12 protein-coding genes are annotated in these 13,350 nt (G+C 71.2%); 3 read left to right on the top strand and 9 right to left on the bottom strand.

The annotated features are described in order from the left end of the window. The first annotated feature begins 112 nt into the window (after positions 1-112). Positions 113-772: a hypothetical protein gene (locus FBY35_RS04620; protein ID WP_142212559.1), complete on the top strand. Its 660-nt coding sequence runs from the start codon at positions 113-115 to the stop codon at positions 770-772. Between the two features lie 251 nt (positions 773-1,023). Beyond that, on the top strand, positions 1,024-1,548 hold the full coding sequence (locus FBY35_RS04625; RefSeq protein ID WP_186356857.1) for a hypothetical protein: 525 nt from the start codon (positions 1,024-1,026) through the stop codon (positions 1,546-1,548). A gap of 91 nt (positions 1,549-1,639) precedes the next feature. Here the strand turns inward: FBY35_RS04625 and FBY35_RS04630 are convergent, their stop codons facing one another. From FBY35_RS04630 to FBY35_RS04650, 5 genes are all read right to left on the bottom strand, one after another. After that, positions 1,640-2,860 carry a sensor histidine kinase gene (locus FBY35_RS04630; protein WP_142212560.1) on the bottom strand — a complete coding sequence of 407 codons (1,221 nt, stop codon included), beginning with the start codon at positions 2,858-2,860 and terminating at the stop codon, positions 1,640-1,642. Then, positions 2,857-4,590 (bottom strand): cation acetate symporter, encoded by a 1,734-nt coding sequence (locus FBY35_RS04635; RefSeq protein WP_142212561.1) that lies wholly within the window; start codon positions 4,588-4,590, stop codon positions 2,857-2,859. Before FBY35_RS04635 ends, FBY35_RS04630 begins: the two co-directional genes overlap by 4 nt. A gap of 23 nt (positions 4,591-4,613) precedes the next feature. Then, the gene (locus FBY35_RS04640) at positions 4,614-4,994 is read right to left on the bottom strand and encodes a hypothetical protein (RefSeq protein WP_142214899.1); all 381 of its coding nucleotides are present in this window, start codon (positions 4,992-4,994) and stop codon (positions 4,614-4,616) included. Positions 4,995-5,086: 92 nt separating this feature from the next. After that, entirely contained in the window at positions 5,087-5,356 is a 270-nt protein-coding gene (locus FBY35_RS04645; protein WP_142212562.1) for a hypothetical protein, read from the bottom strand. Between the two features lie 163 nt (positions 5,357-5,519). After that, complete coding sequence (locus FBY35_RS04650) at positions 5,520-6,368, bottom strand: LytTR family DNA-binding domain-containing protein (protein ID WP_142212563.1); 849 nt, start codon at positions 6,366-6,368, stop codon at positions 5,520-5,522. A 240-nt stretch (positions 6,369-6,608) separates the two neighbouring features. On the opposite strand from FBY35_RS04650, the gene FBY35_RS04655 reads away from it, so the two are divergent. Next, positions 6,609-7,280, top strand: a complete 672-nt coding sequence (locus FBY35_RS04655) for an anti-sigma factor (protein ID WP_142212564.1) — start codon at positions 6,609-6,611, stop codon at positions 7,278-7,280. A 28-nt stretch (positions 7,281-7,308) separates the two neighbouring features. Here FBY35_RS04655 and FBY35_RS04660 read toward each other — a convergent pair whose 3' ends face one another. The 4 genes from FBY35_RS04660 to FBY35_RS04675 form a co-directional block, all read right to left on the bottom strand. After that, positions 7,309-8,169 carry an Fpg/Nei family DNA glycosylase gene (locus FBY35_RS04660; protein WP_142212565.1) on the bottom strand — a complete coding sequence of 287 codons (861 nt, stop codon included), beginning with the start codon at positions 8,167-8,169 and terminating at the stop codon, positions 7,309-7,311. Between the two features lie 464 nt (positions 8,170-8,633). Further along, complete coding sequence (locus FBY35_RS04665; protein WP_142212566.1) at positions 8,634-9,977, bottom strand: wax ester/triacylglycerol synthase family O-acyltransferase; 1,344 nt, start codon at positions 9,975-9,977, stop codon at positions 8,634-8,636. 115 nt (positions 9,978-10,092) lie between these two features. Continuing rightward, positions 10,093-12,165: a SpoIIE family protein phosphatase gene (locus tag FBY35_RS04670; protein ID WP_142212567.1), complete on the bottom strand. Its 2,073-nt coding sequence runs from the start codon at positions 12,163-12,165 to the stop codon at positions 10,093-10,095. A 54-nt stretch (positions 12,166-12,219) separates the two neighbouring features. After that, entirely contained in the window at positions 12,220-13,287 is a 1,068-nt protein-coding gene (locus tag FBY35_RS04675) for a DUF6777 domain-containing protein (protein WP_186356858.1), read from the bottom strand. Positions 13,288-13,350: the final 63 nt, after the last annotated feature.

Here is a 13,350-nt window from a genome sequence, read left to right on the forward strand (position 1 = left end):
GCGGCTCAACTCGCGGCGTGGGCGGCGCGCGGGGGGCGGCTGAACTCGCGGCGCGCGCCGTGCGTAATGCCCGGAGTAACCATCGCGCTTCGACCATCCGAGGACGGTTCCTGTGACCGAGACGTCCCCATCCCGGCAGCCGGCGATCGCCGAGACGGCGCTCGCCGCCGTGGCGCTCAGCCGCTGCCCCGACGCGGCGGCCGCCCGGGCGGCTCGTCGGGCCCGGCGCTGGCTGCGCGGCGCCTCGCCCCAACCTGCGCACTCCACGGCCGGGTTGATCGAAGCCGCGTTGCGGACGCTCGCTCTGCGCGAAGGCGAGCCGGTCGATCTCACCCACCCCCTGCTCGTCGCACCGGGCTGCGCCGCCCTCACTCGGATCGTCCACGCCCTCGCCGTCCACGTCGATCTGGCCGTGGTGGGTGGCCCGCCGATCGACAGGCTGGGCGGGCTGCTGGCCCGTGACATCGCGACCGGTACGCCGTGCCCCTTCACCGGCCGGCCGGGCTCCCCCGCGCTGCTCGCGGCCCGGCTGCTGGTCGAGTATCCGGCGGCGGGCCGCCTGCCGGTGCGCGAGACGGTGGCCCGTATCGCGGCCTCGCGACGCGACGCGGCGCGCATCGAGGACGAGCCGCCCGCCACGGCGCTTGCTCTGCTCGCGCTCAGCGCGGCGGACGCGGGCAGTCCCGCCTGGCGCAGATGCCGGGCCGGGCTGTTGCGCATTCAGCTCCACGACGGCAGCTGGCGGCACCGGCGGGTCCCGGTGGCAGCCTGACGCGGGCGCCCGGCCGGTCCCGGTGGCCGCCTGCCACGGTGGCCCCGGCACGCCGTCCGTCCGTCCGAAGTTCAGTCCCGCGTGCCCCGGATGTCCCTTCGGTGTCCTCGTCCCCCTCGGACCACGTCCAAGGAGCGACAGTATGCGAAACCTCACGCTCAAGTTGAGTAAAGACGGGCTCCCAGCCGTGTCTGACGGTGGAGGCTCGTCGTCGAGTCGGCACGAAGTCGTCCGGGAAGAAGGTGGGAAGGGTGCAGCCCGAGAGTACGAACGGAACCAGCGGAGGCGGGCTGGCAGTCCCCATGGCGTGGCTCTGCGCCGAGTACATCGCCGACGAGATGCTGCGGGCGGGCGCGCTCGTGGAGGGCGGTTCGCTCGAATACCGCGCGGGCAGACAGACGCTGGCGCTCACCATCTATCTGTGCGACAGCGCGGACGAGCTGGCGGGCGTGCGGGTGGTCTCCCGGATCGACGAATGGCTGTCACTGACCTCGTACGACCATCCCTGGCAGGAGTGGGTGCACGAGCGGCTGACCGCCCGGCAGGAGCGGGAACGGGACCTCGACGAGGGAGCCGATCCGGATCTTGCGCTCGCGCTGGACGCCTGGCGCTGGCTGCGGCAGACGGAGCTGCTCGCCGCCGATCTCGGGGACAGCGAGCCCTGGCACCCGGCCGCCGCGCAGTCCGGTGTCGTGGACGAGTACGCGGAGGTCTGGACTCCGGCCTGGCAGCTGGGGCTGCCGCTGAGCCACCTGGCCATCCACCTCTTCTGCTGACGGCCCGGACGGCTCCTTGGCCGGCCTGCCGACGGCGTGACACGAAACGAGTGGCCGGGCGACTCGATGCCGACAGGACATCGGCGCAGTCTCAGCCCGGGGACCGGCGGCCTGCCGAGGAGTGCACGCCCGAGCGGTACTTGGGGAGCCGGATCGTGATCTTCATGCCCGCGCCGACGCCCGTCTCGATGACCAGCCCGTGATCGTCGCCGTACACCTGGCGCAGTCGCTCGTCGACATTGGACAGCCCGATGCCCGACGACTCAGTCCGCTCCCCCGCGAGGATCCCCCGCAGTACGGCCGGGTCCATGCCCACACCGTCGTCCTCGATGGTCACCATGGCCTCGGATCCGGCGTCCTGTGCCGCGATGGTGACGCGGCAGTCGTCCTTCGAGTCCTCCAGACCGTGTTTGACGGCGTTCTCGACGAGCGGCTGCAGACACAGGAACGGCAGGGTCACCGGCAGTACTTCGGGTGCCACCTGGAGCGTCACCTTGAGACGGTCTCCGAAGCGGGCACCTGCGAGCGCCAAGTACTGCTCGATGGAGCGCAGTTCGTCGGCGAGATTGGTGAAGTCGCCGCGCCGGCGGAAGGAGTAGCGGGTGAAGTCGGCGAATTCCAGGAGCAGTTCACGGGCCCGCTCGGGATCGGTACGGACGAAGGAGGCGATCGCGGCGAGCGAGTTGAAGATGAAATGCGGCGAGATCTGGGCGCGCAGTGCGCGGATCTCGGCTTCGATCAGCCGGGTGCGGGACCGGTCGAGCTCGGCGAGTTCCAGTTGTACGGAGACCCAGCGGGCCACTTCGGTCGCGGCCCGCACCAGGACGGCCGACTCCCGCGAACCGTAGGCGACGAGGGCCCCGAGCACACCCTCCTCGCCGGTGAGCGGGGCGATCACGGCCCAGCGCAGCGGGCATTCCAGGTCCTCGCACTCGGTGTGCACGCTCTGGCTGCGTCCGGAGTCCAGCATGTCGGCGACACGCACCATCACCCGCTGCTCGTGGTGGTCGGCGCCGGGACCGTCCCAGGCGAGTACGGATTCGCGGTCGGTGAGGCACAGCGCCTCGGTGCCGAGCAGGGAGCGCAGTCGCCGGGCGGCCTTGCGTGCGGTGTCCTCGGTGAGGCCCGCGCGCAGTGGTGGCGCTGCGAGCGATGCGGTGTGCAGGGTGTGGAAGGTGGCGAGTTCGACGGGTGTGCCCAGATCGAGGTCGGGTCTGGCGCCACGGCGGGCGCTCAGTCTGCCGAACGCGACACCGACGGCGAGCAGGAGCGCTCCGGCCGCGGCCAGCGCGGCCATGGAAGTCCCGGTCATCGTTCGGCTCCTTCGGGCTGCGGCCTGCCGACAAGGTCCTCCGGCAGATGCAGCCGCGCGAGGATGGCGGCTGCGCCGGGAGGTACGTGGCGCTGGGTGGCCAGGGACACCAGAACCATGGTCAGAAAGCCGACGGGTACCGACCACACGGCGGGCCACGCCATCAGTGTGTGCGCCCAGCCGCCGGGGGCGAGGCCCGCGCGGGTGGCCATCACCGCGGTGAGAGCCGACCCGCCGCCGGCGACGAGCCCGGCGGCGGCGCCGGGCGGGGTGAGTCCGCGCCACCAGATGCCGAGCACGAGCAGCGGGCAGAAGGAGGAGGCCGAGACGGCGAAGGCGAGCCCCACCGCGTCGGCGACCGGCACATGGGTGGCCACCACGCTCAGGGCCAGCGGCACCGCCATGGCGAGCAGGGTCGCGAGGCGGAAGTGCCGTACACCGCGCGCGGGCAGCACATCCTGGGTGATCACACCTGCGACGGACATGGTCAGCCCGGACGCGGTGGACAGGAACGCCGCGAACGCACCGCCCGCGAGCAGCGCCCCGAGCAGGTCCCCGGTGATACCGCCCACCATCCGCTCCGGCAGCACCAGCACGGCCGCGTCCGCGTCGCCGGTGAGCGAGAGTTCGGGGGCGTAGATCCGTCCGAGGGCGCCGTAGACGGGCGGCAGCAGATAGAAGGCGCCGATCAGCCCGAGGACGACGAGTGTGGTGCGGCGGGCGGCGCGCCCGTTGGGGCTGGTGTAGAAGCGCACGGCGACATGCGGGAGCCCCATGGTGCCGAGGAAGGTGGCGAGGATGAGTCCGTACGTCGCGTACAGGTGGTAGCCGTCCCTGCCGCCGGACAGCGGCTGGGACCAACTGGCCGGATCGGAGCCGGAGGTGGTCCGCCGGGGCACCTCGGCGCCCTGCGGGAAGCCGAGGCTGGTCCCCGCGCCGATGCGGTGGGTACCCCGGTCGAGGGTGACCTCCCCCTTCTCGTACGGGGTGCTGTCGATGACGCCGGTGACGGTGAGGGTCAGGGGTTTGTCGAAGTCGACGCGGACGGTGTCGTCGATGCGCACGGTGGTGTGTTCGCGGAACAGGCCCGGTGCGTCGAAGCGGGCCCGCGGTGTGTCGTCACCGGCCCACGCCGCGAGCAGGAAGAGCGCGGGCACCAGCAGAGCGGTGAGCTTGAGCCAGTACTGGAAGGCCTGCACAAAAGTGATGCTGCGCATTCCGCCCGCCGCGACCGCCCCCGTGACGACACAGGCGACGACCACGCCACCCACCCAGTCGGGTGCGCCGGTGAGGATTTCCAGGGTCAGTCCCGCGCCCTGGAGTTGGGGCAGCAGATAGAGCCAGCCGATGCCGACGACGAAGAGGCTGGCGAGTCTGCGTACGGCCGCGGACTCGAGCCGGGCCTCGGCAAAGTCGGAGAGGGTGTACGCGCCGGAGCGGCGCAGCGGGGCGGCCACCAGCACCAGCAGGACGAGATAGCCGGCGGTGTACCCGACCGGGTACCAGAGCATGTCGGGGCCCTGGAGGAGCACCAGTCCGGCGATGCCGAGGAAGGAGGCTGCGGAGAGGTACTCGCCGCTGATGGCGGCGGCGTTGAGACCGGGCTTCACCGTGCGTGACGCGACGTAGAAGTCGGAGGTGGTACGGGATATGCGAAGGCCGAGCGCGCCGATGAGCACAGTGGCCAGCACTACGACGGTGACGGCGGTCACCGCGTAGGTCTGGTTCATGTCATGTCACCGATGAGCACGGGTCAGCGGCCTTCGACAAGTCTGCTGAAGTCCCGCTCGTTGCGCTCGGCACGGCGTACGTACCAGCGCGCCGTCAGCCACATCACCGGATAGACCGCCACACCGAGCGCCACCCAGACGAACGGCTCGGGTGCGGAGAGGGTGCCGCCGAATGCGGCCGGGAGAGCGAACAGCAGCGGCAGCGAGCCGACGAGCAGGGCGAGTGCCCCCAGGGAGTAGAGGGCGGCCCGCAGCTGGCTGCGCATCAGGGAACGCACATAGGTGGCGCCGAGTGTCGTCTGCTCGCTGATCTCGGACCGGGCGGGCGCGTGCCCCGGTGCACGCCGGGCGCTGCGCGGCACGCCGGTGACCACCTCACGGCGGGGGTGTTGCTCTGCAGACATCATCGTCCGCTCCAGCGTCGGTAGGCGAACCCTTGGGAGCTGTGGAGTCTACGCAGGCGCGATGACCTGCGGTAGGGCCAGTGGCGACCGGTTCAGCGGCCCGTGCGCCGGGCACAGTCGCTCAGTGCGATCTCCAGCTCGACATAGGACTCCTCGGCCCTGCGGAAGGCGACTTCGAGGGCGGTTTCGGCACGTGGGCCGACGAGTCCCTGGGCCGATTCCCGGATCTCGTACAGCACATCCGCCCAGCGTCCGGCGGCGCTCTTGACCGTGGCGAGCACTGCCTCGAGGTCTTGAGCGCCGGCCACCCGGGTCGCCGACAGGCTCCGGAGCTCCTCCAGCAGTGCTTCGATGTCGGACATCAGGCCCCTTCTCCGCTTGCCGGATCAAGGTTAGGCGGCGACCGGGGACGGCTGCGGCCGAACGGGAGACCGGTCGTTCGGCGGACGGCGCGCGTCGCCGTACGGCAGTGACGGCTCGACGAGCGGCTGCCCACGGCCGCCGAACGGTCACATGGCCCATGGGTCAGCCCCTGGCGTGCCGCATCAGCAGATCGCGCAGCTGGCGGGCGTGACGGCGGCTGACGGCGAGTTCTGCGTCGCCCACCCGGACCGTGGTCGTCCCTGCGTCCAGGCGCAGTTCGTCGATCCGGGCGAGAGCGACGAGATGGCTGCGGTGGATGCGTACGAACCCACGGGAGGCCCAGCGCTCCTCCAGCGTGGAAAGCGGGATGCGCACCAGGTGGCTGCCGTCCTTGGTGTGGAGGCGGGCGTAGTCGCCCTGGGCCTCGACATAGGCGATGTCGTCGATCGGTACGAACCGTGTGACGCCGCCCAGTTCGACCGGTATCTGCTCGGGACCGGTGGTGCTCCCGGCAGGGATGTGCTGCGGAGCAGCCGGTGCGGTGTTCTGTACGGGCGGGTGCGCTGCGGGCGTGGGCACGGCGTGGTCCCGCGGCTCGGGCTGCCGGGGCTCGCGCGCCGAGACGACCAGGTCGCGTACCCGCCGTACGGCTTCGGCCAGCCGTTCCCTGCGCACGGGCTTGAGGACATAGTCGACGGCCTTGAGGTCGAAGGCCTGGACGGCGAAGCCTTCGTGGGCGGTGACGAACACGATCAGCGGCGGGCGCGCGAACCCTGCGAGCAGCCGGGCGACATCGAGGCCGGACAGCCCTGCCATGTGGATGTCCAGGAAGACGACATCGATGCCGTCCTCGCCGTCCGGGCCCGCGTCCAGCGCGCGGCTGATGCGGCGCAGTGCCTCGGTGGCGTCCGTCGCGCCCTCCGCGCTCCTGATCCGGGAGTCGCAACGCAGCAGGTAGAGCAGTTCCTCAAGTGCCGGTTTCTCGTCGTCGACAGCCAGTACGCGCAGCATGCTGCGGAGTGTAGGCGCGCCCGGACGGCAGGACTACGGTGTGCCGTCGCCGGGACCGCCGAGTCTGTCCCCGGCCTCCGAGGGAGTCCGGCGGCCAAGCCTCTCACCCTCCCGCACGGCCCGAACGCCGGCCGCGTTGCGCTTGTGACACACGGGTTGAGTACAGCGCGCACCTGATGCGTACTCCATGGCAACAGACCGCAACGAACGCAGCACCGCAAGAGACGAATCGAGGACGCCATGAGCCCCCAGCAGCGGCACCGGGACATCGCCGCCTATGCGCTGGGCGTCCTGGAGCCCGCGGACGCCTTCCGGTTCGAGGAGCATCTCGCCCAGTGCGTGATGTGCACGGTACAGCTCTCGGACTTCACCTCGACCGCCGCGTCGCTGGCCGAACTCGCGGGACCCGCACGGGTCGAGGCCACTGTGAGCCCGGGCCTGCTCGACCGGCTGACCGGCGAGGTCGCCTTGGAGCGGCACAGGAGCCGCCGGCGCCGGCTCCGGCTGGTGGCGGCCGCCGCCGCGCTGATCGTGGCGCTGCCGGTGGCGGCGGTGGCGCTCCGCGACGGCGGCTCGGGACCGGCCCGGCAGGAGGTCGCGGCGAAGGACGCCAGGACGGGGGTGAGTGTGTCCGCCGCGCTTCAGGACCGGCAGTGGGGCACCGCGGTCTCGCTGCACGTGTGGGACGTCAAGGGGCCGCGCACCTGCACGCTGGTCGCCGTCGGCAAGAACGGCACCGAACACCCGGTCCTCAGCTGGGCGGTGCCGGAGGGCGGCTACGGGATCGCGGGTTCGCCCGGACACGAGGAGCCGCTGGACATCGAGGGCGGTACGGACCTGCCGAGCGGCGAGATCGCACGCTGGGAGGTCCGTGCGGCCGACGGGCAGCCGCTGGTGACCCTCACGGGGTAGCCCCCCTGCCCGCCGCCGCTGAGCTCGCTTACTTGAGCAGCCGGGAGAGCCTGCGGTCGGCGAGCGGTTTGCCGCCGGTCTGGCAGGTGGGGCAGTACTGCAGCGAGGAGTCGCTGAAGGAGACTTCACGGACGGTATCGCCGCAGACGGGACACGGCTGACCGGTGCGGCCGTGGACGCGCAGGCCGCTTTTCTTCTCGGCCTTCAGCCGGCCGGCTGCCACGCCGCGGGAGCGCTCGACGGCCTCGCTCAGGGTGGCGCGCAGCGCCTCGTACAGGGTGGTGATCCCGGCCTCGTCGATGTTCTGCACCGGTTTGAACGGGGACATCTTCGCCGCGTGCAGGATCTCGTCGCTGTAGGCGTTGCCGATGCCCGCGATCAGGCTCTGGTCGCGCAGGGCCCCCTTGACCTGCCGTCGTTCGCCCGCGAGGAGAGCGGCGAAGGCGTCGCGGTCGAAGCCGTCGGCGAGCGGGTCGGGGCCGAGGCGGGCGATGCCCGGCACCTCACCGGGGTCGTGGACGAGGTGGACTGCGAGGCGTTTGGTCGTGCCCGCCTCGGTGAGGTCGAAGCCGCCGCCGGATTCGAGGACGGTACGCAGGGCGAGCGGCCCTTTGCCGGGGCGCGGTGGCGCGGCCGGGAACTCGTCCTTCCAGTGGAGCCAGCCCGCCCGGGCGAGATGGGCGACGAGATGGAGTCCGCCGGCACTGATGTCGAGCCACTTCCCGTGCCGGTCCATGGCGGTGACCTCGGCACCCTCGACCGCGGTGAGGGGCGGGTCGTACGTCTTGAGGACGCTGATCGCCAGCGGCAGGACGCGGACGATCCGCTGTCCCACGAGGTGATCGTCGAGGAACTCTCTCAGCGCTTCGACTTCGGGCAGCTCCGGCATGCATCCAGAGTGCCAAAGGCGTGAGGGGGCCGCAGGCTCAGAGCGCGCGCAGCCCGTAGACCCGGCAGGCGGTCCTGCCGAAGACGAGGTGCGCTCGGCGTCGCCCAGCCGCTGGGTCATTGCGCGGGCCGCGGCCATCACCTCGGCATAGCTCGCGGCGAGCCGGCACACGGGCTTCGAGGAGCGTGAAGCGGCCGGCGCACAGGACGGCGTCGTGTCGGTGTCACGCAGAAAGCGGCTGAGCATGGGCGCCTGGTTCATTCCGGCGCCGATCGCGCCGATCACATCTTCGGCGCGCAGCCGTTCCAGGGCCGGATAACCGTGGCGGAAGGCGGCTCCTTGCATCCGCAGCTGCCCTCTCGCCGTGGCGTCGGCCCATCACGACGAATATTCATCGGATCACTGGAGAGCGTCAGCACCCCCAACAGGGTGAGATCCCGCGCTGATGGGCCGAGTTGTCCGATCTATGGGCTGAGCGTGAGGAGTTCGCCGAGTTCCTCCCCCAGGCTCCGCGCGAGCCGGTCGAGGTCCGGAACGGCCTTGCCGTCGGCGACCAGGCCGACATGGACCCGTCCGCCGTAGGTCGACAGCGCGATCGCCAGGGACTGCCCGCGAGCGAGCGGCGCCATCGGGTAGATCTCGCGCAGCGGGCAGCCGCCCAGCGACAGTGCCGAGCGCGGCAGCGGCACGCTGGTCACCAGGACGTCGAACAGCATCCGGGCGGCCCCTCCGGCCAGCGGCGCGCCGAACCGGTGTGCCAGCGGCGGCAGTTGATCGGCGAGTACGGCCAGTGCCCCGGCCCCGCGGGAGGGCCCGGCCGCCTTGTTGCGGTCCATGGCGGTGCGTACGGAATCCAGCCGCGAGCGCGGATCCGGGTCGCCGACCGGCAGTTCGAGCAGATACGCGGAGAATTTGTTGCCCGATCCGGGCGGGCTGCCGGGTCGGCGCCGGGAGACCGGCACCAGGGCCCGCGGGCCGGCGGCGGGCAACGGCTCGCCGCGGGCCAGGAGCCAGCGCCGCATACCGCCCGCGACGAGGGCGAGCAGTACATCGTTGGCGGTTCCGCCCGCCGCCTTGCGGACGCGCTGGACGTCGTCGAGGTCGAGCACGGCGGTGCCGAGCCGCCTGGTGCCGCTGGAGCCGGCCGAGAGTGCGGGCACGCCGCGCGGGTCGAGCCTGCTGGCCCGTACGACAGAGGCGCCGACGCCGACGGCCCGGCCCAGTTCCTCGATACGGCCCCGGGCGAATCCGGCCACCTGCCGGGGGCCGGTGAGCCAGGACGTGGGCTGCACGGCTCGTGCCCGCCGGGCACGGGCGGTTCTGGCGTCGACGATCTCGTCGAAGATCCCGGCACCGATGGCGACCGCGCGCATGCCGTCGGCCAGCGCGTGATGGAGCTTGACCAGCACCGCGAACGGGCCCCCGCCCTCCGGTCCGGTCAGCAGGTACATCTCCCAGGGCGGCAGGCCCCGTTCGAGCGGCCGCTCCATCAACTCGCCGGCGATCGAGACGGCCCCGGCGGCGAAGTCGCCGTCGGGGATACGGATCTGGTGAACGTGCCGCCGTACGTCGAAGTCCTTGGCCACGGACCAGGCCGCACCTCCGACGGGCAGCAGGACGTCCCGTACATGCATCCGCAGCCGGCGGATCGCCGCGGCGCGGGCGGCGAGCAGTTCGAGGACCTGCTCGCCACTCCGGGCGCCCGGGGCGGGACCGAAGAAGGCGAGGGCGCCGAGATGCATCGGATGTCCGGCCGACTCGAGATGCCAGAACGCCAGATCGAGGGGGGCGAGAAGCTCGGTGCTCAAAGGGGTCCTCTTGTCCTAGAAGTGTCCAGGAAGGCCACAGAATGCGAAGTCAACCGCCTGCGGTCGGTTACGGTCAAGTACGATCAGTTCACGGACAGTTAACAACAGGTAATAATCAGCGGACCTGCCTGTCCGGAACGATGAACTCGCCCCAGACACACTTGCCGCTGCCTCTCGATTCGACGCCCCAGGCCTCTGTCAGCCGGTCCACCAGCATCAGCCCGCGGCCGGACACGCCCGACTCCCCTGCCTCGCGGCGGCGCGGCAGCGCACTGGAACGGTCCTCGACCTCCACCCGCAGCCGCCGCTCGGGGCCCGCCAGCGCGCGAAGGGTCACGATCGCGCCGCCGTCGGTGTGCACCAGGGCGTTGGTGATCATCTCGTCCGCCGCCAGCTCGACCTCGTCCGACCGCTCGCGCGCGCCCCACGCCCGTACCGCGGCCCGGATCATGTGCCGGGCCGAGCGCAGCGCCTCCGGATCGTTCTGCCTGACGTGCTGCTGCAGCCGGCCGCCCGACTGCGGGGTGAACGCGCCGCTGCGGCGCAGCAGCAGGAGCGCCACATCGTCCTCGCCGCCCCGCTCCTCCACCACCTCGCACAGGCGGTCGGCGAGCAGTTGCAGATCCCGGGGACCGGAGCACACCAGCGCCGTGAGCAGCTGCATGCCGTCGTCGAGGTCGGTGCCGGGCTGTTCGACCAGCCCGTCTGTGCAGAGCACAAGGGTCTGTCCGGGGTCCAGTTCGACGGTGCTGACCGGGTATTCGAGCCGGTCGAACTCCGCCGAGAGACCCAGTGGAAGCCCGCCCTCCACGGGCAGCCTGCGGCAGTCGCCGTCGGTGTCCCGGATCAGCGGGTCGATATGTCCGGCGCGCACCACCTGGACCACTCCGGTAGTGAGGTCGACCTCCGCGTACAGGCAGGTCGCGAAGCGTTCGGTGTCCAGTTCATGAAGAAAGACGGAGGCGCGTGCCATCACGGTGGCCGGGGTGTGCCCCTCGGCCGCGTACGCCCGCAGGACGATCCGCAGTTGCCCCATCACCGCGGCCGCGTCGGTGTCGTGCCCCTGTACATCACCGATGACCGCGCCGACGCGTCCGCCGGGCAGCGCGATGATGTCGTACCAGTCGCCGCCGATGTCCCGGCCCAGCCGCGCGGAGCGGTAGCGCACGGCGATCTGCGCGCCGGGGACGTCGGGGATCCGGCGCGGCAGCATCGCCTGCTGGAGTCCCTCGGCGAGGTCGTGCTCCTGCTCGTACAGGACGGCACGCTGCAGGCTCTGCGCGATGCTGCTGCCGAGCGCGACCAGCAGATTGCGCTCGTCGGGGGTGAAGCGGGTCTTGTCGCTGTACAGCAGTCCGAGCGCCCCGATGGGACGGGCCTGGGCGATCAGCGGCAGATAGGCGGCCGCGGTGATGCCGAGCCCTTTGATGTGCGGCCACAGCAGCGGATAGGACTCGGCGAAGTCCCGTTTGGACTCGATGAAACGGGGAGTGAGGGTGCGGACCACCTCGCTCATCGGGTACTCCTCGTCGACGCGTGTGTAGCGCGTGCCGGGCACGAAGGCGTCCTCGGGACCCTCGGCGACGAGATGGATCCGGCCTGCCTCCAGCAGCCCCATGACCAGGCTGGTGGCCCCGAAGTGCTCCAGGCCGTGCGAGTCCTTCAGTACGTCGATGACGTCCTGGACGGTCCTCGCGTGGGCGAGTGCCGCGGTGGTGGTCTCCACGACGCTGGTCTGTCTGCGCCGGTCGCTGTCGACCCCGACGCGCGCGGCTGACTCCGCGAGCTCTTCGGTGGCGTCGCGGATGATGCCGATGATGCGCAGCGGACGGCCGGTGTCGTCCCGGCGGACGGATCCCTGGGTGTGGGTCCAGCGCATCTTCCCGTCGCGGCGGCGGATACGGAAGTACGCGCCGTAGTGGTCGCTGCCCTTCTTGAGCGCCTGAGCCACCATCGTGTCCAGACGGGCGGCCTCGTCCGCCGGCACCCGGCGGGAAAGACTTTCCGGGCGGCCGTCGTACTCGTCGGGACGCAGGTCGAACACCTCAAGAGCGGGCCCGTCCATATGCATCAGCCCGCTGATCAGGTCCCAGTCGAAGCTGCCCATCCGATTGAGCGTCAGGCTCAGGTCCGAGTCGGCCGGCCAGTCGTCGGGAAGCGACAGGGCACCCGCTGCCCGATCAACCATGTCGCCACTCTGCCATCATTTGTCGGATTCTTCGACCGATTCGGACAGATCCGCTCAACCCGGGAAGGTGTCCGGCTCCGCCGGTTCCTCGGAGGGCACGAGCAGGTCCGGCTGGGAGGGTGTGACCCCCTCCTCGGGGGGCACATCGGGCTGGACGGGCGGTGGCAGGGGGTCGCTCGGCATGTCCGGCACCTGTTCCACCGGCGGGTTCATCGGCGGCTGCTCGGGCGGAGCGGGGCTGCTCGTGCCGTCACTCGGTCCGGTCGAGTCGCCCGGCCGGGTCGGATCACCGGTCTCGGGCGGCTCCGCGAGCGGCGGGTAGGTGAAGATGTCGTCCGGGGTCACGGGCGGGAGCACATCGGGCCGCTTGTCCTCTTCCCCTTCGGTCCCGGCCTTCCGGTCGATCCAGGTGTTGTTGATGACGTCGACGATCACCAGGCTGTTGACGATCTGCACCGTGGGCTTGACGACGACCACCTTGTCGGGCCGGTAGCCCGCCCAGGACTGACCTGTGTGGACCACGGCGCCCTTGACCGCGACCGGGGGCCCCAGCGGGTTTCCGCAGGAGCATCTGACCCTCGGCGCTCCGTGTCCGTCCACGAGTACCGCGGTACCGGACTGCAGTACGGCCTGGAAGCCGGCGGCGGAGCGGTTGCGATAGCCGTGGTTGGTGACGCGCGTGTCGGCCCGCAGAACGACCGGGGTGAGTCCTCGCAGAAAGTCCGGGATGTCCGACTGGGAGATGCCCGCGCCCCGGGCGAAGGCGCGCGCCTTGGCCTGGTCACCGCCCAGGAACGTCACCTGCTGCTCGACGTCGCAGCTGCCGATCGACTGGGTGCCGCCGTAGAGCCCGGGCGTTGCGCCGGACAGGGTGCGCAGAGTCAGGCCTCTGGTGGGGCTCGGCTCGCTCGCCGGCACGGGCGGCGGAGGTGGGGGCGCGCCCCCGGAGAGAGCCGTGGTCGAGGTGTAGGGGTCCGGACCCTGGACCGCGGCCGGCTGGAGGAAGACCTCCCCCTGCCCGTCCGTCGCAGCACTGCTGGCGCCACCGCAGCCGGCGGCCAGGAGCGTGACAAAGATCGCGGCGGCAGCCGCGGCGTACCGACGACGCTTGGGTGGACGCACGAAAATCTCCCGCCTCTTCACCCGATGTGTTCCTCAAGCCGATGTGTTTCTCAAGTTCTGCCG

This window comes from Streptomyces sp. SLBN-118, assembly GCF_006715635.1.
Taxonomy (GTDB): Bacteria; Actinomycetota; Actinomycetes; order Streptomycetales; family Streptomycetaceae; genus Streptomyces.

Coding starts and splice junctions, on each gene's coding strand:
- FBY35_RS04650 (WP_142212563.1), bottom strand. CDS start 6,368: ATGCTGCGCGTACTGGCTGTCGACGACGAGAAACCGGCACTTGAGGAA.
- FBY35_RS04640 (WP_142214899.1), bottom strand. CDS start 4,994: ATGTCTGCAGAGCAACACCCCCGCCGTGAGGTGGTCACCGGCGTGCCG.
- FBY35_RS04645 (WP_142212562.1), bottom strand. CDS start 5,356: ATGTCCGACATCGAAGCACTGCTGGAGGAGCTCCGGAGCCTGTCGGCG.
- FBY35_RS04660 (WP_142212565.1), bottom strand. CDS start 8,169: ATGCCGGAGCTGCCCGAAGTCGAAGCGCTGAGAGAGTTCCTCGACGAT.
- FBY35_RS04655 (WP_142212564.1), top strand. CDS start 6,609: ATGAGCCCCCAGCAGCGGCACCGGGACATCGCCGCCTATGCGCTGGGC.
- FBY35_RS04635 (WP_142212561.1), bottom strand. CDS start 4,590: ATGAACCAGACCTACGCGGTGACCGCCGTCACCGTCGTAGTGCTGGCC.
- FBY35_RS04670 (WP_142212567.1), bottom strand. CDS start 12,165: ATGGTTGATCGGGCAGCGGGTGCCCTGTCGCTTCCCGACGACTGGCCG.
- FBY35_RS04630 (WP_142212560.1), bottom strand. CDS start 2,860: ATGACCGGGACTTCCATGGCCGCGCTGGCCGCGGCCGGAGCGCTCCTG.